The sequence below is a fragment of the Myxosarcina sp. GI1(2024) genome, from assembly GCF_053543375.1.
This window is the reverse complement of record NZ_JBKGTY010000016.1, coordinates 16,386-34,301: the sequence shown is the minus strand read 5'-3', so window position 1 is coordinate 34,301 and position 17,916 is coordinate 16,386. Positions and strand designations below refer to the sequence as shown.

Here is a 17,916-nt window from a genome sequence, read left to right as displayed (position 1 = left end):
GTCTCTGTTCCCTACACTGTCTGACTTCTCACAGGGTTGTCACCCCGTCAGGTCGTAATATCTTTCCCGACTGCCGATGTATTTTTTCAGAAGTTCTAAGCCTTCAATAACAGGTTTGTGTATTTCATTGTTGGAGCGAAATTCTAGAAGATTGAGTAGAAAAGGTAGCATCCGCCGATAGTGATTACCATAGGAGCTTCGCATTGCAGTGTAAACCTTTTCCTTGTATGCTGTTCCCGTTGATTTGAACTCCCGTACCAGATTCTTCAAAGTCGTTTCACCCACAACTGGATAAATTACTTCTTTGATTACCCCGTCAGGCTTGTCCATTGCTGCTTCTGCTAACTGAAACAGAATGCCTGTCTTACCACTAACTTTCTTGAAATCATCCAGAAGTTCTTTGCTGACTCGCCTTTCGGCTCGGGAATTGATGCGATGGATGATTTGAATTAATAGCTCGACTAATTTATCGATGATTTCTTGAGTTCTCAACCAACAGAAAGCAGACAATAAAGTATAGCGACGACTATCTGGATGACGGCGTAGTTCTCTTGGTGGTTCGACGGCAACTCGTTGTTTGTAAATTTGCAAAACTTTATTAGAAATTTCCCCAAATAGATTATCGGGTAATTCTAATTGGCGCAGTTGTTGTAATTTGGCTGCTTCAGAGATTAAGCTATCTAGCCCGATGCGTCCTGGGTCGCTTTTGAGAATAGCTAGAGGAGAAGGAGTATTGCGAGGAGCAGTGCCCTGCGTCTCTTCTGAATCTTCTGAACTATCAGTCTCTGAAGTAGTTTTTAATAGCTCGTCTAACTTGGTGCGGACTGGTAATGATAGCTTTTGAGCAGTCTTGTTACAAAAACTATCTTCAAAACTCCGAATCGCCGAACGGACAATACGTTGGAGTCGCTCTTGAGTAGGTGGTTCTATCTTGAGATGGTGCAAACGCTCTTTAGCAGCTATTTCTAGAGATTCTGGTTTGAGATCGTATGCCAAAACTTGGGTTGATAACCATGCTGTAAGATTATCAGCATCTTTGACGGTTGCTTCAGTGATACCAAGAAAGTTACGAACAATGGCACGGTGAGCTTTGATAGTTCTTCCTTGCCAATCATAGCTATCAAATCTGTCAGGAGAAACAGAAAGAAGTTGAGCGATATAACGAATGACTTCATTAGGGACTTCAGCTTTAGATGTAGGAAAACGACTTTCATACTGAAAATATTTGAGTAACAAAGCTATTCCCAAGCGATTAGTGGCTGTTTTCTTATTTAATAAATCTAATTCAGTTGGTATTAGTGTCCAGTGTTCGATTAGTTCTTCTGGCTGCCAAGAACGTTTCATTTAAAGAGAATTGTCGATTTTACTGACTTTGCATTATCTTATCGATCTGGTGTTTTTTCATGAATTAAATATTTATTTCATAGTTTACAAAAAGAAGGTAAGCTATTGCTATTTATTATCTATATTGTCTTTTCGGTTTTGCCACCAATTGCTTGTTTTAAAACTTGTAGTGCAATACGAGGATGGAATAATGTTCCTGCCGATTTCAACATATGGAACACTTCTGATAGAGCAATAGCGGTTTTAGGGTTTTTCGCAGTTGTAGTCAAACCAATTACTCGATCTAAGTACCAGCCAATCAACTTTTCAGGAATACTAGGAGCTTTGGTAATACCTTCAACACTAGGATACTTAGCATCTTGGCTAGTAGCAGCAATCCAAGGGTCGGCGTTGATTTTTGCTAATCTTGTTTGAAATGTCTTAGCTAATCCAGATAGATTAGGCGATTGTTGTTGAGCAATCTCTTCTAAAGATTTTCCTAATGTTATTGCTCCCAATGCTGCTACCGTCATACCTTGCCCGTATATGGGAGTGAAAGAACATACCGCATCTCCTAAAACTACAAATCGCTCTGGTTGCCGTGCTAGCTTTTCATAATGACGTAGCCGATTTCCAGGGGGATGATATACACCAATAGGTGTGACTGGTTTTGCCTGTTTGACGGCATCGTAGATAATCGGTGAAGGCAATTGTCTGAGTGCTTCAAGAAAAACAGCTTCATCTTTTGAAGGACGGTTAGGTGTAGTGGCGCATACACCAACAATCCAATGATTGTTTTCTATCGGATATAGCACCCCCATCTTAGTTCGTTCGGGTGGTGCAGCTTGGATATAAACTCCCTTCCAATCTGCCTGAAAATTACTAGGAATTTCATATAGACGGCTTGCATATCCCATCCCTGTGGTAATTCTCGTTTCTTCTGGAGCTTGATAACCTATAGCTTCTAGCCATTGAGGAGCATTGGAACTATAACCGCTAGCGTCAACTACCAAATCTGCTAGCAGAGTTTTGTTTGTTTTTTGTCTAGCTTCATCTGGTTGTTTAATTTTTACTCCTGAAACAGCTTTGTCTTCTTTGCCCGAAAGTAATTCTGTGACGTAAGCTTGTTCTAAAAAATCTATACCATCAGTTGCCATCAATCGCTGATAGATTAACCAATCTAAAATATAACGACTGAAAGATAGTGCCATGAATCCCGACGGAAACCGTTTAGCCCAGCCAAAAGGATTGAGCCACTTTACATCACCAATCATGTCTACTGTGGCTGCGCCCTGAGTAACTAATTCGTCGCAGATACCAGGAAATAGTTCTTCCATAATCTGACGACCTCGTGTCAGCAGGATATGTAGTTGAGTACACTGGGGTATTCCTTTACGGGGTTTTGGCTGTTCGGGAAAGCGATCTCGTTCGACTACAGTTACTCGCTCAAAATAATTGGTCAAGACTTTAGCCGTTAATAGTCCTGTAATACTGCCACCAATGACTATAGCGCGATCTCCTAGAATCTTAGATTGCCGACTCATAAAATAATTTCTGGCTATTCAAAGAATGAATGGAACGTTTATTTCATAATTATTCAATAAGGATTTTTATCTTGTCAAGCATGAATTAAACATTTATTTAATTACTAGAGTTAGCTACTATAGTGAGATGGTAAACACACTTCAGCTATTGCGGTAAACGTTGGTAAGGCACATGGGACGTTCTCAAAAGGCATCAGCATCGGCTAAATCGAGTTCAAATACTCGCGACTCGGAAGCCACCAAGCTGCAAATTCTCGATGCTGCGGAGATTGAGTTTGCTAGGCAGGGGTTACACGGTACGAGAGTTGACCCTATTGCCAAGCGTGCGGGTGTCGCGCCAAGAATGATCTATTACTATTTTGAGAACAAAGAAGATTTGTATAAAGCAGTCCTACAACGCCCCGCACAATTGCTGCACACTATTTTTCAACAACTTGATCTAGATGAACTGCCTCCTGAGAAAGCTTTAAGTTCCCTGATTCGAGCTGCAATCGAATATGAAACCTCAAATCGACGTCGGGGGATGCTACTGTTTCAAGAAGCAATTCAAAATCAAGGAAAATTTTTCCAACTGATAAACTGGCAAGAACCCATCAGCTTATTAGGAAAAGTATTAGAACGTGGAATAGCTTTAGGGGTATTCAAAGAATTAGATGTTCAGATGACAACCCTTAACATCATCGGAATTTGTACTTTTTACGCTAACGCCTATGAAAACCTCAAACATCTTAACCCAGAACAAGATTTATTAAGCGAAGAAGCGATCACTCAATATATTGAGTCAGCTACTCAACTTGTGTTAGGTGGAGTTAAATCAAATGCAGTTTAAACATCTAGATTTTAGAGATTATTGCAGCTTCTAACTAGAGACGGCAAAAATAGCTGATTTGTCCCATCAAGGTGTCCCTACAATTGAGGTATAACTAAACTTTGAGAGAGGGCTGGCTATGGTAACTTTGACTGCCCCAAGCACTGAAAGCTGCAATAGCGGTGCGACCCCGCGCCGACGTAAGGCGCAAGGGAACGCGCACCAAGACATTGTTCGCGACCATCTTACTGCCTCAGAAGTGAAACTATTAATTGAGGCGGTGAAGAGTAAAGGTGGGTGGTATTCCTACAGAAATTCTATTCTGATTTTGGTAATTTATCGTCATGGACTTAGACGAACTGAAACTGCTCGTATGCGATGGTCAGATGTAGATCTAAAAGAAGGAACGATTTATATCAGACGAATTAAGGGTTCTCGTTCTGGTCGTCATCCACTTCAGGGTGATGAGATGAGGGCTTTGAAGAAACTAAAACGAGATTACGAACCTTCACCATTTGTATTTACTGGCAATCGCCATACTCCTTTGAGTGAGCGAACTATCAGTCATATTGTTCATCAAGCTGGAGTACTAGCAGGTTTTGATTTTGTGGTTCATGCTCATCTTCTCCGTCATGCTTGTGGCTACTATCTAGCGAATAAGGGATTAGACACGAGAACTATTCAGGATTATCTCGGTCATGCCAATATTCAGAATACTGTCAGGTATACACAGCTATCTGCTGCCAGATTTGAAGGTTTGTGGAATTAATCTGAAAAACCAAGTCTGAAGTACTTACTGGGCAAAGGTTTCAGGCTAGATCGCCCCTGGTGACAGCTTCGCTAGTTTCACCCCAAGAAAGCTCTCCTCTCAATACTCCCGATGGGTTAGCCAATCCTCAACAAGCTGTTGCCACACTTTTAGCTGTAGCTACAAAGATTGAACAAGATTATGGCGCGATCGACGTTCCCTGGGGTGAAGTATTCCGCCTACAACATGGCAATATCGATTTACCTGCTAATGGCGGTTCGGGCGAACTAGGTATCTTTCGGGTGGTTGATTTTATCCCCCAGTCAAACTCCCAACGTTACCAGGCATATAATGGCGATTCTTACGTGGCTGCTATTGAGTTCTCCCAACCAGTCAAAGCTATGTCACTCACTACCTATGGTAATAGCACTCAGCCAAACTCTACTGATTCTGAGGAGCAATTAAAATTATTTTCCCAAAAACAGTTGCGCCCTGTCTGGCATTTACGTCAAGATGTGGAAGCTCATTTAGTAGAAACTAAAGTCTTTTCAGAAGACCTAGCATTAAAGTAAACATTGCTGCCAATTTCAACGATCCAGATTACGCTCTATATTCTCTCCTGGGTTATGTTCCCAGCGATCGCCTACATGAGCATAGATCGAAGTAGTTCTGGGATCTGCGTGACCCAGTAAATCCTGCACCTGTCTTAAGTCCGAGCCAGTTCTCAATGCCAGCGTACCAGCAGTATGACGCAGACTATGTGCCGTAAGAGTTCTACCAGAATTATGTTTGAAATTGCATTCAATCAGGACGCGATCGCAGATCTCCCTAATGCTACGTCGGGATAATTGACCACCCTTATTGTTGTTACTAAAGGAGACAAAAATATAATCTGTTGGTTTGATTTTTCGCCTCAGAACTTTTCGCCTCATCTGAAGATAATCTTCTAGTTGGGCAGCCAAATTTTCAGTCAGTGGAACAATTCTGCTAGCTCGTTTTGCCGCTACCTGTAGTCCAGTTTTAATGCCCTGCCTGACAATATCTGCTACTTTGAGTTGGTGCATTTCTACTGTTCTGCAACCTTCTAAGCTCATGATGCCAACTAAAGCGCGATCGCGCAGAACTACAAGTCTTTGTTTATTGGTTTTAGATTCATCTAGTTGAGATTAAAGATAGTTCAGTAGATATCTTAGTTCCTCTGCTTCTAAAAAAGTAATCCGAGCGGCAGGGTCTTTTCTGTCTGATGGTGCTTTAATTTTAAGAGCGGGATTGTTCTCAATTAGTTGATAATTCTGCACCGCTTTGTAGAAAATTCTGATGATGTTAAGCTTAGTAGCGATCGTCGAGTTAGCGTATCCAGAGTTAACTAAATGTTGTCGGTACAGCTTGATGTCTTCTGGTTCTGCCTCGATGGGCGAGAGTAGATTATCTCTGCACCAGTTTAAATACTGTTTGGTTTGGGACAGATAGTTACGAATGGTATCAGAGAAAGCTGCACCATCTCCGACTTCCAACCGAAGAAATCGAGCAAAGATATCTTCTAGGGTTATGGTTGTCAGCAATTCTCATTTTAAGATTTCATGACATTGAAACCCAGTCCAGAATCGTTACAAGCAGAAGAATTGGGAATTAGTTCTCTATTCAACATAGAGAACTAAAACAAGAAGGGGCAATTAGCTTAAAGTAAAAGGCATTAACCTTCGCTGGAGTGGCAACATGGGTTTAGCAATAGGGATGCCTGAATTATTATCGATGCTAACCGACGAGTTAGATGAGCTGCCCGATGAAAGAAAACAGGGCAATAACACCAAATATAGGGTTGAAGAAGCGATAAAAAGTGCTTTTTCGGTCTTTTTCATGCAATCGAGGTCATTTTTAGACCATCAACGCTTGATGAAAACCCAGAAAGGGAGAGATAATGCGGCTAGTCTGTTTGGGATCGAGCGCATCCCCTGTGATAATCAGATTCGTACCCTGCTCGACCCGGTGCCAGCTTCAACGGTGTTTGGGGTCTTTCGCTCCGTCTATGACGGTTTGTCAAAAACGGGAAATCTCAAGCCCTATCAGTGCTTTGGTGGAGAATTTTTACTGACTCTCGATGGCACTGAATATTTCTCGTCCAAGAAGATTCACTGCTGTCACTGTTGCCATCAGACACATAAAAACGGCAGCACCACCTATTTTCACGCTGCTGTAACACCAGTATTAGTGGCTCCAGGACGACCACAGGTCATCAGTTTAGAACCTGAATTCATCACTCCCCAAGATGGTCACGACAAACAAGATTGTGAAAACGCTGCTGCCAAGCGTTGGATTGCTGCCCATGCCTGTGAGCCACAAGACCCGCCTGTAACTTTACTTGGGGATGACCTCTACTGTAACCAACCCATCTGTGAAAAGGCTTTGAACCATGGCTATCATTTTATCTTCGTCTGTAAGCGAAGCTCCCATCCAGAAGTTTATGACTGGGTGGATTACCTCGAACGAGTCGGTGAAGTGCAAACTCTGACCGAGATTGAGTTCCATGGACGAAAGCGTTTGTCTGATCACTATCGTTTTGTGAATAAAATTCCCCTCAGAGCCACCCAACCAGCCCTGGACGTAAACTGGTGTGAGGTGACGGTAACAGATACCAGCAACCAGAAAACTCTATACTACAATGCCTTTGCTACTTGCCATGAAATTCATGCCCAGAATGTGTCCGAGATTGTCACTGCTGCTCGTGCACGCTGGAAGGTAGAAAATGAAGGGAATAATATTCTCAAAACTAAGGTTTATCATCTCGAACATAATTTTGGTCACGGTCAAAACCACCAGGCAGAACTTCTATTTTGCCTTAATTTATTAGCCTATCTCTTCCACACCACTCTGGATTTAATCCACATCACTTATCGTGCCGTTCGCTCCATGTTGGTTACTCGCCAAACCTTCTTCAACGAGCTTCGGGCACTGACCAGATATTTATGGTTTGAGAGTTGGCAGACTTTGTTCGAGTTTATGCTGAGGGAGGGAAAAGCACCTGACGGGGTTAACTCTAGCTAAATTTCGCGACTGTTGAACCTGAACCAATTCGCGCCCCTTATAGCTCTACAAAGTAATAGCTGGTTGTTCCAAGTATTACTTGGCTTTTTCATGGCTCAAAACGAACTTGCTCAGGGATGATAGCTGCTCCGGAGCTTACTTTGACTCACAATCAATTAACTCTTCGACTTTGTTCGCGAAAAAGTTTCGCGAACAAGTTCCCAATTTTTATCTTTTACCCTCTATTTTCTTCCGTTCAGGTTTCAAAATGAGAATTGCTGGATGGTTGTCGATTCGGGGACAACTATCGCTGGTTTTATCGATTCAACCCTTGTTTCTACTATATTTGTTGTTTTGCTTTCTTCTACAGAAACAATCTCAATTTTCATAGTTCAATTTCAACTAACAAATTTAATTTAGTAGCGATTGCGAGTACAGTTTCCCTAATCGTTGGCTCATTAAGATCTAAGACAGAGACATCAGCGGATAATAATTTAGGAGATGCTCGTTCGTATAAAGCTATTGCGGGCTTACCATCATGAGCATTATTAAAAATCAGACCCTCAATATTTCCATATAAATCTGGATTCTCGTAGAAATAACGACTCCAAGCTTGAGTTAGTTTCCTTCTACCGTCACTTGCCATTGCTGCAACCGAGCCAGCATCCCAAGCCCCAGATTCTCTTAGATCGAGCAGTCTGAAGCTTCGTTTTAAGATAATAATGGCAATCTGCTGTTTTTGGATTTTAATTGCTTCGTCATCACCAAACACTTCAATCAAACAACATGATAGGTTTAACCCAGCATAGATTATCCCCCGTTCTTTATCTATTCCAGGTTTTTGACTATTGTGATGGTCGAACCTACTTAATGGACCATAATATCTAAATCCCGTCGCGGTAGCTCCATAACTTTTAGGGTCAAATATTCTTTGAATTGTCGTTCCAGGTTTTAATTCTGTAAACTTAGGACTAATATTGCGAATTGGTGGTGGATATCTAATCTCTACCATTACTGAGCGACACCTACTCCTCTAGCTTCGACAATCAAGTCTTCAATATCATTATCATTTGCGCTTTTTAACACCTCTACAGGAGTTCGATCTTCAAAAGCTCTTAATGGTTTGCTCAACCAGTTAAGTTTGGCAAAATTCGATATTTGCAAGGTTTTTATAAGTTCTGGCAGGCGATCGATTACGCCATCGTCTCCTTCTGGGTCAAATTGCCACAAGGGAAACTTATAGACACCATTATCCTTGAGTCCTAAAAGCGTACCTGCCTTACGGCGATCGTGTACGGTGGTAATTGCCTGACAGCCAATCAGTTTTGCTACTTCTGGTGTAGTAATGCTACGAGCTAATAATTCGCGGCGACGTTGATAGTACCGTTCTAAATTAGCCAGTTCCAGTACGGCTAAATTACCTTCACTGTAGTCATCACCCGCTATCTTTTTTGCCAAAGCTTTTTTTGCTGGGTCGGTTACTTTAGGTTTGAGGGATTCGACTATTTGCTTGAGATGTTCCGTACTCGCTTCAGTCAAGGAAGCTGCTACATGATGTAAAAGGGTTCTTGCTACTTCATCTCTGTCTTGGGGAACCTCAATGGAGTGAATAACGGTATTTTTCATGTCTAACTACCAAATTACTTGACTTTATTGTAACTTACCTAAGAGATATAGTTATAGTAAAACAATAAAATAAGAAATATAGCTTTACCTCTGATAAGTGTCCTAATCAGAAGTTAAATTAAATTATTTGACGTTAAAAGCTATATTTTACAGTGATTCTATAAATTGCTAACTTATACAAATACAAAATGATATGCAATTGATACGCTATTATTCAAAATCGGCACGAAGAAAATATCATTTTGTGTTATTATAATAATTGTTATAATAATGTTGTAAACCCATGTACACGCTTAAGTTGACGACAGTAGGTTCATCTACAGGGGTAGTAATTCCTGTAGAAATGCTCAAAAGTATGAAGCTAGAGAAAGGAGATTCTCTGTACGCAGTTGAGACACCTGAAGGATACGTGCTGAGTCCTTATAATCCAGAAGTAGAGAATCAGATAAAACAGGGTCGTGCTTTTATCAAACAGAATCGAGAAGTTTTCAAAGCTTTAGCCGAGTGAGTGAGCCCATCTGGATCGATGCAAATGCGTTGCGTTTGTTACATCGAGAAAGTCTAGCAGAATTTGGGGGACTTTCAGGTATAAGAAATGAAGGTTTATTTTTGTCTGCTTTGGCTCGTCCACAGAATTTTTTTGCTTATGAGGAAGTGACAAGCATTCCGAGATTGGCTGCGGCATATGCTTAGGATCTGTCAATAAGTTTGTGTCAAAGAAAGTTAAAGTGGAAGCCGTCCTTCAAACTCGATGGCAAATCGATTTAAAGCAGCTTTCCAATCCCGTAAAGGTCTAGTCCATCTCTGAGATAAGTTATTAATCGCAAGATAAATAACTTTGAGCGCAGCTTCATCTGTTGGAAAAATCCGATGATTCTTCAACACTTTTCTAAGAGTCATATTCATCGACTCGATCGCATTAGTGGTGTAAATAATGCGACGGATTTCTGGAGGAAACTGGAAAAACGGAATCACGTGCTGCCAGTGAGCCAGCCAAGACCTACTAATTGGGGCATAAGTGGAGTCCCACTTGTCAGCAAAAGTTATTAGTGCCTGTTCGGCTTCAGCTTCAGTAGCGGCAGTGTACACTCGTTTGAGGTCAGCGGCAACAGCTTTACGGTGTTTGTAGGAGACATAGCGTAGGGAGTTCCTGACCATGTGTACCATACATAACTGTACGCGGGTTTGCGTAAATACCGTTTCAATCGCTTCGGCGAAGCCCGTCAGACCATCGATACAAGCAATAAAGATATCCTTGACTCCACGATTCTTTAACTCAGTTAACACCGACAGCCAGAATTTTGCCGTTTCTGTCTGGGTCATCCACAGCCCCAATAACTCCTTATCGCCTTCGATGTTGATTCCCAGAGCTAGATGGACGGCTTTGTTGATGACTCTTCCCTCCTGTCTGACTTTGACGACCAAAGCATCAAAAAAGATAATTGGATACACTGCCTCTAGGCTGCGATTTTGCCACTGGAGTCGCTCTTCATGAACCGCATTGGTTACTTGAGATACCAGGGCTGGCGATACTTCTACTCCATAAAGGTCTTGTAGTTGGGCTTGGATATCACGAGTGGTCATTCCTCTCGCATACAGGGCGAGAATCTTGTCATCGAAGCCTGTAAAACGAGTTTGTCCTTTTTTGACCATCTGAGGCTCGAATTGGCGATCGCGATCGCGAGGCACGGCAAGTTCCGCTTCGCCAAACTCCCCCTTAATGGTTTTACGGCTGTGTCCGTTGCGTCGATTTTGTCGCTCTTTTTTGCCCCGCTCTGCCTTCTGAGTCTCTAGATGTACGTCTATTTCAGCTTCTAAACAACGCTCTACGAGTTTTTTGGTCAGTTGTTTGAGGATTCCTCCTTCTCCAATAAGGTCTTCTGGTTTTTCATAGTCTTTGAGCAGTTCATCAATTAACTCTGGTCGAAAGGTCATAGTCTCATTCCTCACATTAATTCTATTTATTAGAGTGTGTTTTGACCTTTGACACAATTTATTTTACATACCCTATGCTTATGGCATTGCCAGAAACCACCCTTTCAATGATGGCAACAAACGTGCTGCTTTTTTGGCTATTGGTATGTTCTTGGCGATTAATGGTTTCTTATTAAAAGTAGAGCCAACAGAAGCAGTAAACACCATGATAGCTTTAGCTGCGGGAGAGCTAGCAGAATTAGAGCTTGCCAGTTAGATTGAAAAATTTATCGTTAAAGCTTGAGTGTAATACAGTAAAGCCTGTTCGATCGAAACTAACATCAAACAGACTTCACTATATCAAATTCGCCAGCCAAATTAATTTGGAATAACGTTTACCGCACAAGGTCCTTTCCTGCCTTGTCCGACTTCGTATTTCACTTTCTGTCCTTCATTGAGAGTAGTATTGCGTTCGCCTTGAATTTCAGAGGCATGGACAAAAAGATCTTTGCCTCCGTCATCTTGAAGTATAAAACCAAAGCCTTTTTCGTTATTAAAGTACTTTACAGTACCAGTACTCATACAATTTTCTCTTTGCTAAATAAATAATCCAGTCGCTTGAAGTGTATCGTAAAAATAACCAACATGTTTTTTCAAAATGGTCAAACAAGGTAAATTTCTTAACTTTAAAGATATTATTGAACCTGATTAATGGGCAGAAAAGCTAATCCTAAATGTGTATACTGTGCCAAAAATTACCGCCGTGAAGATGAGGCCAAAGAAAAAAACGCTGAATGTTACGTCGAACATAACTGTCGGGTCAAACGCTATCGCTTGAGAAAATCAGGACTCGTCAATGCCAAGCGTAGGCAAAATAATGCCAGGAACAAAAGTATAACTACAATAGAGCCGATATTACCCGAAGCATACCGCGCCGAACTTGAGATCTACGGTAAAGAAAATCAATTTGTTCATGCGATCGCTCTAAAAATCTATCAGGGCAATAAACTTTCTCATCAAATGTTACTCCAGCACACTCAGGGATTGAGACAACCCGAACTCGAAGCTTATATTCAAAAGCTTTTGTCTCATTTAGAAGCAGAATATGGAATCGACTGTTTGGGATTGATCTATTGGTTAAATGCAGAAGAATGTCCAGAATGCTTGCGAAGGTAATTACCACCATACTGCATACTGCACTGCTGTTTTAATTTTTTTGTGTCAGACTTTTCAGACTTTTCAAGTTAGTTCTAGCTAAAATAAATAAATAATCTAGCTAGAACCAAAAATATGCCTAAAGTTTGCTCCTATGGCTTTTCCTGTGCCTCGATGCTTCTTCAGCCAGGACTTACCGCTGAAGATTGTCCAAACAAAGAAGTTTGTGGAACAATAATTCAGCTTACAGAAGAAGAAGAGGCGCAAATATATGCAGCTAGAATGGAAAACAATCGTCGTGTAGTTCAGACTGTAATGATGTCTCCTACTATAGCAGCACAGAGACTTTTGCGCGATCGCGGCTGTTCTCAAACCTCAGAAACTTTAGGTATAGAAGAATCTACTGTCACCCTCATCGACGCGATCTCTCAATGCCAAGAATTAGTTGCCGAACTTACTTCATCCTATGTCGCCCCACCATCTGTTGAAGCGCATAGGTATTTGGTAAAACGTCCCTACGCAACTTACCAGTACAATAAACTAACCAGCAAGAAGGCGATCTTTCCCCCTCAACAAGAGGAAAACCCCGTAAAAGTACTTCACCTTTCTCGCAATACAGACCCCAGAAATATTCTTGGTAGGTCGGGAATCGAACGTCGAAATCGGATTCTGTTACTCAAAACTCAGATAGAGAAAGCTACCGAACTACTGTCCACAGCTTTGGAAACTATTGAAGCTACTTCAATTGAAGAGGTTGTCGCCAGCAAGATCGTAGAGTAAACGCAACACAAGGTCAAATTAAGTCTTAAGTAATTTGCTTTTGATTTCGTAACTCAATCTAAGCGACGGCTATTTTTAAAAAAAGTCCAGAAATTAGTTCTAGCTATTATTATATTAATTCTAAGCTAGAATAAAAAAAGAGCAAGCCCGACCTGCGCATAACCTGAATGAATTATGTCAAATATTTCCTTTACACAATTAATTCAAAAAGTAGATGCTGTAAGCTCTGCCTGTATTCGGGATGAGGTAAAGCTTAGACGCTCTGGAGAACTTATCTATTTTGGAAGCGAGCAAATTCTTGAGAGGGCAAATACTCTACTAGAAAAGTCACAGCGATCGCAAGTTGATGAAACAGATACTCAAATCGATCGCAGTTTTAGTGAATTTCTGGCATCGCTCACTCAGCAGAGCGTTAGTACAGTTTTTCTAGCTAAATACCTTCAGCCTCAACGAAGGGCAGATTATCACCGAGAGACAACTAAATTAATTAAATTTTTATCCGCAACAGAAGCTTTAGATGTAATAGCAGAAGATTTATTTGAATCAGAAGTTTTCACTTTAGCTCATGATGAGAACATCGAAGTTTGGGTCGAATCAGTAGAGCGACATTTGAAGTTGTATCCAAAAGTGAATACCCTTCCAGAAATAGCTAAATCAAACGACCTAACTTTAGCTCAGACGTTTGTTGCCGCTTTGTTTGGAAATTTTAAAATAGAGCAGTCTGGTGGTTTTTATGAGGTCGAACAACTTAAACTGTTCGGGTAAATTCTTTCAGTGTATTAATATACTACTTTATATTAAGAATGACCAAAGACGACACTACTACTTTCATTACTGTCTGGCAAGCTATTCTTCAAATTTGCATCTAAATCTTGGATACAGTAGCTAAAAGCTTCTTCTCTTGCTTGAAAAATTTTTTTTATTTCTTTAGTATCATCCGTGCGTCCATAAAATATTAATCCAGCAATCCCTGTGTGTTCAAATATATAATTTATGGTCAATTTATAGCTTTGTTGAGATATATCTTTAATACCTCGATTTAATTGAGCAATAATGTTTGCTTTAAAATTATTTTTCTTGCAGTATTGCTCTACTTTCCGCTTCATCATGCGCTCTTGTTCTTCTGTTTCGCAGCGCAGATATACCAGAACAGTTTGCTTTTTTAAAGATTGGTACACAGGATCGCGTTTGAACTCTTGAACCAAAGTTTTGTCAAACACTCGTTTACCTTTAGCTCCTGTTTTTGTAAACGTTAGATATCCCTCGTCTACTAGTTTGTTTACCGCAGACTCAGATAGGTTGAGAATATTCATTACTCCTCTTAAATAAATCCCATCTGCCATTGGCTTTCTAAAAAAAATCACCCAAACGTCTGTTACTACTACCATTACAGCAAATTAAACTTGGGATGTAAAGTAGAGACAAAATCTATTTATACCCTTTAAAATTCAATTTCAAATTCTTTGTTTGTTTTGTTGTGTTCGAGAACAGCAGATGTTCTGACAGTATCTATTTCTTGTTGCTTGGAAGCCACTTCTAATAATTGTTTTATTTGGCTTGGAACATAATTCTCGATCTCGACCTGATTCCAACTCACTTCTAATTGAGGCTCTAATCCAATTATTTCATTCCGATTTGCCTTACGCACAGCGAGCATATCTTTTTGAGGTTCATAAGTTACTCTATGTTCTAGCAGTTGCAAATAGCTAGCCTGATGTAGCTTACATCCCTGACGGGGTGACAACCCTGTGAGAAGTCAGACAGTGTAGGGAACAGAGACAACCTATGGTAAAAAAGATTCGGTCAGTTATTGAGAATCCGACCGAACCCTAAAAAATGTTAAACCAATTGTACCGCAATCATCTTTCACGTTATCTGAGTGATGACCAACTAATTACTTTGGAAGTGCTGGTATACCTTATCCAGACCTACAAACAAGTAAAGATAGAAAGACTAGCTGCATACTTCCCTTTACCAATTAAATATGAGAGCCGTCGTCGCCGAATCCAAAGGTTTTTGAAGTCCTCAGCTTTATCAGTTTCGTTAGTCTGGTTTCCCATAGTCAAAGAAGTAGTTCAAAAGAAATTCTTGCCAGACCAGACAATTTATCTAGTCTTAGATAGAACTCAATGGCAAGATAAAAATCTGTTCATGGTTGGAGTAGTGATGGCGAAAAGAGCTTTGCCTATATACTGGCAGTTTCTAGAGAAGAAAGGAGCCAGTAACTTCGCTCAACAAAAAGCCATATTACGTCCAGTATTGAAGCTGTTTAAACAACACCAAATCGTTATTTTAGGAGACAGAGAATTCCAGAGTGTTGAACTAGCTAAGTGGCTGACCCAGCAGCAGGTCTACTTTGTGCTTCGACAGAGAAAGAGTACGAAGATAATGGTAACTCAATTAGGTTTTACTCCCTTAAAAGACCTAGACGTTAATCCAGGAGACCAACGGTTTTATCAAGAAACTAAAGTCACTCAACTGCATCAAGTTTCGGGGATTTATTTAGGGGTCTATTGGCGACGTATTTACCGAGGCATGGGGGCAAAGGAACCCTGGTATCTGCTGACAAATTTACCCAATTTACCTGAAGCTGTCAAAGCCTATAAAAAGCGCGTAGGGATTGAGGCGATGTTTAAAGATTGCAAGTCAGGTGGCTACAATCTCGAGGGGTCGCAAGCTCAGATTGAACGCCTTACTCGTCTAGTTTTGCTCATCGCCATTGCTTACACTCACTCGGTGTTCAAAGGACATACTCTTAGCCTTCGAGGTCAGTCTAAATACATCGGTCGCCATCGAAAAATTAAACAATCTTTGACTCGCAACAGCTACTTTTGGCTTGGTTTATATGGTAGTAGCTGGCTGGTTTCATTTACCTTGATGAAGGAATGGATAAACAAATTGATGTGGCTCAATCTCAATAAGCTGCCTTTTTACCAGAGGGGTCTACGAGCTATGTTTATTATCCAGCAATCTTTCTAGCTCCCTTGTCACCCCTTCAGCGATAGTATTTAAGTTTGTTAAAAAAGCACTCAACTAGATGTCGCTCCTTGTACAGATGTGAATCGTAATCTCTAGGGTTGAGGCGACCAGAACGAGGCGGAATCACGCCTTGAGCACCAGTTTCCTCAATCAAGACCACAAAAGCATCACAATCATAGCCTTTATCGGCAATTACCTGTTGAGCTCGATAACCAGCCACCAATGCCTCTCCTTGACTGATATCGGCGGTTTGCCCTGGAGTCAGAAGCAACCGCAGCGGATTGCCCAACGCATCTACCACAGCATGTAACTTGGTACTAAATCCGCCACAAGAACCTCCTAAAGAGTGTTTTTCTGACCCCCTTTTGCTCCTGCTGCACAGGGATGAGCACGAATCATGGTGCTATCGGGAATTAAACTTTCTAAGTCAGCAGAGTGGGACATTTCTTGCAAGAGACGATGCCAAACTCCCTTCTGACACCAACGCCGATATCGTTTGTAGAGGCTGTTCCAGTTGCCAAAACGTTTGGGTAATTCACGCCATTGAGCACCTGTGCGAGTAATCCAGAGAACCGCATTCAGAAAACGACGACAAGCTTTGGGGTCTTTGATACGGATGTCTTGTTGGTGGCTCAGAACAACGAAAATTTGCTGCCAAGCAGAATCGTCCAACTTAACACGAGATTTCATGAAGAATTTTTTGACTAAAATCAGCAACTTCAGGTACTTTCTCATCTTTGCCTCTTTACGTCAACAGAACCTAACAACTTTTGCACTAATTCCGCTTTCTCTTTCGCCGACAACTTTTGTACCAACGAATCCATTTCATCTGTATTATTCACTTGAAAAAATTCCTTTATGTTCGTGGAAGAGCTATCCATTGTCGCAGCATTGATATTACCTGTCATCTGTGGTTACACCTATAAATCCTCACAAACTAATAGCTAGGCATTTGCCAACAAAAATAAACCTTAGCTTTAGATTACCAAGGTAAACAGATTATTTGCTTTCTTTTACCCGTTAGTTATCTTCTCACTTTTAGGTAACTGAACGACAATTTTTGTCGAGCGAGCTTAAGAAGCGTTTAAAGCGTTTACTAAAGATCGATTATTTTTTTCGCTTTGTGAAGTTTTCCTTGCTACTGGATTGGGTTTATCTAAAGCGTCGGCGATCGCTACTAGTAATTGAGAAATTTCAGCAGGTTTCATTGTTTTGAGCTGACTGAGATTAATCGCTGAAGAACCCAATCGAACCGATCTTGGATCTAGATCGGCTAAAAAGAGAGAAAATACCTGCTTGGCTTTGGGATCGATGTAAGTGGCGGCATCGATCAGCTCGTTAATAGCTTTACTTGTCAAGTCACTACCTTTGCCTTCAAGAAATAATCCATTTCTAAATTGAGAAATGCGGGAACTAGATACACCTGAAGCTTCCGCTAGCTCTTTGGCAGACATTCGACAATACTTAATGGTTTCATCCAGGGCTTGGTGCAGTAGCATTAACTTTTATTACAGTTTCTTTAACTAAAGGTAAAAAATAATTTACAAGTAGTAAATTAGAGATGTTCGATAAGCCAGTAAGTAATTATATTTTCTTTATCATAACATTTGCTTTATCAACAAATCCATAATGTCCTGTATAGCTTAACAGTGCAAAATGGAATGTCAAAAAAATAGCCCCGACTTGCGCCAACAAATCGGGTAAATAGATGAAACCCTTTGACCTTAGAGATTATCACCTAATCAATTACTTCAATTATGACACAGAAAACTCAGTACGTTAGCACTACATCAAAACTTTGTGTTTTTCAAAAAGCTAATTCTTGGTTAAAACCACATGGATTTAGCTAGATGGATTAGTGAATAAAATTGAAACGATATCTTCCACTAAGAAAGTTAAACCTAACCATTATTAAATTTAGAAAAATATTGAGAGAAGTCTCTTCAGATTGGACTTGACACCGAAGAGAACCTCTACACTCAACTTCATTCCTAGCGTCCGTACCTGGCAGTACAGAC

At 40.7% G+C, this 17,916-nt stretch carries 22 protein-coding genes and 2 pseudogenes; 11 read left to right on the top strand and 13 right to left on the bottom strand.

Annotated elements, in window-relative coordinates; genetic code table 11:
• Positions 1 to 51 precede the first annotated feature (51 nt).
• Positions 52 to 1,344: pseudogene (locus ACLFKQ_RS29110) on the bottom strand (DUF4158 domain-containing protein); the annotation flags it as partial.
• A gap of 119 nt (positions 1,345 to 1,463) precedes the next feature.
• Complete coding sequence (locus ACLFKQ_RS29105; protein ID WP_449003110.1) at positions 1,464 to 2,867, bottom strand: FAD-dependent oxidoreductase; 1,404 nt, start codon at positions 2,865 to 2,867, stop codon at positions 1,464 to 1,466.
• Positions 2,868 to 3,039: 172 nt separating this feature from the next.
• Between ACLFKQ_RS29105 and ACLFKQ_RS29100 the strand changes: the two genes are divergently transcribed.
• From ACLFKQ_RS29100 to ACLFKQ_RS29090, 3 genes and pseudogenes are all read left to right on the top strand, one after another.
• Entirely contained in the window at positions 3,040 to 3,696 is a 657-nt protein-coding gene (locus ACLFKQ_RS29100; RefSeq protein ID WP_449003109.1) for a TetR family transcriptional regulator, read from the top strand.
• A gap of 118 nt (positions 3,697 to 3,814) precedes the next feature.
• Positions 3,815 to 4,444: a tyrosine-type recombinase/integrase gene (locus ACLFKQ_RS29095; RefSeq protein WP_449003108.1), complete on the top strand. Its 630-nt coding sequence runs from the start codon at positions 3,815 to 3,817 to the stop codon at positions 4,442 to 4,444.
• Positions 4,445 to 4,530: 86 nt separating this feature from the next.
• Positions 4,531 to 4,995 (top strand): annotated as a pseudogene (locus ACLFKQ_RS29090) (penicillin acylase family protein); the annotation flags it as partial.
• Between the two features lie 15 nt (positions 4,996 to 5,010).
• On the opposite strand, the gene ACLFKQ_RS29085 reads toward ACLFKQ_RS29090, so the two are convergent.
• Positions 5,011 to 5,544 (bottom strand): tyrosine-type recombinase/integrase, encoded by a 534-nt coding sequence (locus ACLFKQ_RS29085; RefSeq protein WP_449003138.1) that lies wholly within the window; start codon positions 5,542 to 5,544, stop codon positions 5,011 to 5,013.
• A gap of 45 nt (positions 5,545 to 5,589) precedes the next feature.
• On the bottom strand, positions 5,590 to 5,985 hold the full coding sequence (locus ACLFKQ_RS29080) for a tyrosine-type recombinase/integrase (RefSeq protein ID WP_449003107.1): 396 nt from the start codon (positions 5,983 to 5,985) through the stop codon (positions 5,590 to 5,592).
• A gap of 154 nt (positions 5,986 to 6,139) precedes the next feature.
• On the opposite strand from ACLFKQ_RS29080, the gene ACLFKQ_RS29075 reads away from it, so the two are divergent.
• Positions 6,140 to 7,465 (top strand): ISNCY family transposase, encoded by a 1,326-nt coding sequence (locus ACLFKQ_RS29075; protein WP_448998174.1) that lies wholly within the window; start codon positions 6,140 to 6,142, stop codon positions 7,463 to 7,465.
• A 364-nt stretch (positions 7,466 to 7,829) separates the two neighbouring features.
• Here the strand turns inward: ACLFKQ_RS29075 and ACLFKQ_RS29070 are convergent, their stop codons facing one another.
• Positions 7,830 to 8,456, bottom strand: coding sequence for an RES family NAD+ phosphorylase (locus ACLFKQ_RS29070; protein ID WP_449003106.1), 627 nt, complete (start codon positions 8,454 to 8,456; stop codon positions 7,830 to 7,832).
• Positions 8,456 to 9,070, bottom strand: coding sequence for a hypothetical protein (locus tag ACLFKQ_RS29065; protein ID WP_449003105.1), 615 nt, complete (start codon positions 9,068 to 9,070; stop codon positions 8,456 to 8,458). Before ACLFKQ_RS29065 ends, ACLFKQ_RS29070 begins: the two co-directional genes overlap by 1 nt.
• A gap of 283 nt (positions 9,071 to 9,353) precedes the next feature.
• Between ACLFKQ_RS29065 and ACLFKQ_RS29060 the strand changes: the two genes are divergently transcribed.
• Entirely contained in the window at positions 9,354 to 9,578 is a 225-nt protein-coding gene (locus ACLFKQ_RS29060) for an AbrB/MazE/SpoVT family DNA-binding domain-containing protein (protein WP_449003104.1), read from the top strand.
• Positions 9,575 to 9,763 (top strand): hypothetical protein, encoded by a 189-nt coding sequence (locus ACLFKQ_RS29055; RefSeq protein ID WP_449003103.1) that lies wholly within the window; start codon positions 9,575 to 9,577, stop codon positions 9,761 to 9,763. Before ACLFKQ_RS29060 ends, ACLFKQ_RS29055 begins: the two co-directional genes overlap by 4 nt.
• 30 nt (positions 9,764 to 9,793) lie before the next feature.
• Here the strand turns inward: ACLFKQ_RS29055 and ACLFKQ_RS29050 are convergent, their stop codons facing one another.
• Complete coding sequence (locus ACLFKQ_RS29050; protein ID WP_448998010.1) at positions 9,794 to 11,005, bottom strand: IS256 family transposase; 1,212 nt, start codon at positions 11,003 to 11,005, stop codon at positions 9,794 to 9,796.
• Between the two features lie 67 nt (positions 11,006 to 11,072).
• Between ACLFKQ_RS29050 and ACLFKQ_RS29045 the strand changes: the two genes are divergently transcribed.
• Complete coding sequence (locus ACLFKQ_RS29045) at positions 11,073 to 11,261, top strand: type II toxin-antitoxin system death-on-curing family toxin (protein ID WP_449003137.1); 189 nt, start codon at positions 11,073 to 11,075, stop codon at positions 11,259 to 11,261.
• 101 nt (positions 11,262 to 11,362) lie between these two features.
• Here ACLFKQ_RS29045 and ACLFKQ_RS29040 read toward each other — a convergent pair whose 3' ends face one another.
• Positions 11,363 to 11,566, bottom strand: coding sequence for a cold-shock protein (locus tag ACLFKQ_RS29040; RefSeq protein ID WP_449002888.1), 204 nt, complete (start codon positions 11,564 to 11,566; stop codon positions 11,363 to 11,365).
• Positions 11,567 to 11,695: 129 nt separating this feature from the next.
• On the opposite strand from ACLFKQ_RS29040, the gene ACLFKQ_RS29035 reads away from it, so the two are divergent.
• From ACLFKQ_RS29035 to ACLFKQ_RS29025, 3 genes are all read left to right on the top strand, one after another.
• On the top strand, positions 11,696 to 12,160 hold the full coding sequence (locus ACLFKQ_RS29035) for a hypothetical protein (protein ID WP_449003102.1): 465 nt from the start codon (positions 11,696 to 11,698) through the stop codon (positions 12,158 to 12,160).
• Positions 12,161 to 12,274: 114 nt separating this feature from the next.
• Positions 12,275 to 12,919: a hypothetical protein gene (locus ACLFKQ_RS29030; RefSeq protein ID WP_449003101.1), complete on the top strand. Its 645-nt coding sequence runs from the start codon at positions 12,275 to 12,277 to the stop codon at positions 12,917 to 12,919.
• A 174-nt stretch (positions 12,920 to 13,093) separates the two neighbouring features.
• Entirely contained in the window at positions 13,094 to 13,684 is a 591-nt protein-coding gene (locus tag ACLFKQ_RS29025) for a hypothetical protein (RefSeq protein WP_449003100.1), read from the top strand.
• A 32-nt stretch (positions 13,685 to 13,716) separates the two neighbouring features.
• Here ACLFKQ_RS29025 and ACLFKQ_RS29020 read toward each other — a convergent pair whose 3' ends face one another.
• Positions 13,717 to 14,307 carry a hypothetical protein gene (locus ACLFKQ_RS29020; protein WP_449003099.1) on the bottom strand — a complete coding sequence of 197 codons (591 nt, stop codon included), beginning with the start codon at positions 14,305 to 14,307 and terminating at the stop codon, positions 13,717 to 13,719.
• Between the two features lie 53 nt (positions 14,308 to 14,360).
• Positions 14,361 to 14,621 carry a hypothetical protein gene (locus ACLFKQ_RS29015; RefSeq protein ID WP_449003098.1) on the bottom strand — a complete coding sequence of 87 codons (261 nt, stop codon included), beginning with the start codon at positions 14,619 to 14,621 and terminating at the stop codon, positions 14,361 to 14,363.
• 134 nt (positions 14,622 to 14,755) lie between these two features.
• Between ACLFKQ_RS29015 and ACLFKQ_RS29010 the strand changes: the two genes are divergently transcribed.
• Positions 14,756 to 15,898, top strand: a complete 1,143-nt coding sequence (locus tag ACLFKQ_RS29010; protein ID WP_448998311.1) for an IS4 family transposase — start codon at positions 14,756 to 14,758, stop codon at positions 15,896 to 15,898.
• A gap of 16 nt (positions 15,899 to 15,914) precedes the next feature.
• On the opposite strand, the gene ACLFKQ_RS29005 is transcribed toward ACLFKQ_RS29010, so the two are convergent.
• From ACLFKQ_RS29005 to ACLFKQ_RS28995, 3 genes are all read right to left on the bottom strand, one after another.
• Complete coding sequence (locus ACLFKQ_RS29005) at positions 15,915 to 16,280, bottom strand: transposase (protein ID WP_449003136.1); 366 nt, start codon at positions 16,278 to 16,280, stop codon at positions 15,915 to 15,917.
• Positions 16,238 to 16,633 carry a transposase gene (locus tag ACLFKQ_RS29000; RefSeq protein WP_449001707.1) on the bottom strand — a complete coding sequence of 132 codons (396 nt, stop codon included), beginning with the start codon at positions 16,631 to 16,633 and terminating at the stop codon, positions 16,238 to 16,240. The genes ACLFKQ_RS29005 and ACLFKQ_RS29000 overlap by 43 nt, the downstream gene beginning before the upstream one ends.
• A 338-nt stretch (positions 16,634 to 16,971) precedes the next feature.
• Positions 16,972 to 17,397 carry a hypothetical protein gene (locus ACLFKQ_RS28995; protein WP_449003097.1) on the bottom strand — a complete coding sequence of 142 codons (426 nt, stop codon included), beginning with the start codon at positions 17,395 to 17,397 and terminating at the stop codon, positions 16,972 to 16,974.
• Between the last annotated feature and the right edge of the window lie 519 nt (positions 17,398 to 17,916).

Coding starts and splice junctions, on each gene's coding strand:
- ACLFKQ_RS29105 (WP_449003110.1), bottom strand. CDS start 2,867: ATGAGTCGGCAATCTAAGATTCTAGGAGATCGCGCTATAGTCATTGGT.
- ACLFKQ_RS29100 (WP_449003109.1), top strand. CDS start 3,040: ATGGGACGTTCTCAAAAGGCATCAGCATCGGCTAAATCGAGTTCAAAT.
- ACLFKQ_RS29095 (WP_449003108.1), top strand. CDS start 3,815: ATGGTAACTTTGACTGCCCCAAGCACTGAAAGCTGCAATAGCGGTGCG.
- ACLFKQ_RS29075 (WP_448998174.1), top strand. CDS start 6,140: ATGGGTTTAGCAATAGGGATGCCTGAATTATTATCGATGCTAACCGAC.
- ACLFKQ_RS29070 (WP_449003106.1), bottom strand. CDS start 8,456: ATGGTAGAGATTAGATATCCACCACCAATTCGCAATATTAGTCCTAAG.
- ACLFKQ_RS29065 (WP_449003105.1), bottom strand. CDS start 9,070: ATGAAAAATACCGTTATTCACTCCATTGAGGTTCCCCAAGACAGAGAT.
- ACLFKQ_RS29060 (WP_449003104.1), top strand. CDS start 9,354: ATGTACACGCTTAAGTTGACGACAGTAGGTTCATCTACAGGGGTAGTA.
- ACLFKQ_RS29050 (WP_448998010.1), bottom strand. CDS start 11,005: ATGACCTTTCGACCAGAGTTAATTGATGAACTGCTCAAAGACTATGAA.
- ACLFKQ_RS29040 (WP_449002888.1), bottom strand. CDS start 11,566: ATGAGTACTGGTACTGTAAAGTACTTTAATAACGAAAAAGGCTTTGGT.
- ACLFKQ_RS29035 (WP_449003102.1), top strand. CDS start 11,696: ATGGGCAGAAAAGCTAATCCTAAATGTGTATACTGTGCCAAAAATTAC.
- ACLFKQ_RS29030 (WP_449003101.1), top strand. CDS start 12,275: ATGCCTAAAGTTTGCTCCTATGGCTTTTCCTGTGCCTCGATGCTTCTT.
- ACLFKQ_RS29025 (WP_449003100.1), top strand. CDS start 13,094: ATGTCAAATATTTCCTTTACACAATTAATTCAAAAAGTAGATGCTGTA.
- ACLFKQ_RS29020 (WP_449003099.1), bottom strand. CDS start 14,307: ATGGTAGTAGTAACAGACGTTTGGGTGATTTTTTTTAGAAAGCCAATG.
- ACLFKQ_RS29010 (WP_448998311.1), top strand. CDS start 14,756: ATGTTAAACCAATTGTACCGCAATCATCTTTCACGTTATCTGAGTGAT.
- ACLFKQ_RS29000 (WP_449001707.1), bottom strand. CDS start 16,633: ATGAGAAAGTACCTGAAGTTGCTGATTTTAGTCAAAAAATTCTTCATG.
- ACLFKQ_RS28995 (WP_449003097.1), bottom strand. CDS start 17,397: ATGCTACTGCACCAAGCCCTGGATGAAACCATTAAGTATTGTCGAATG.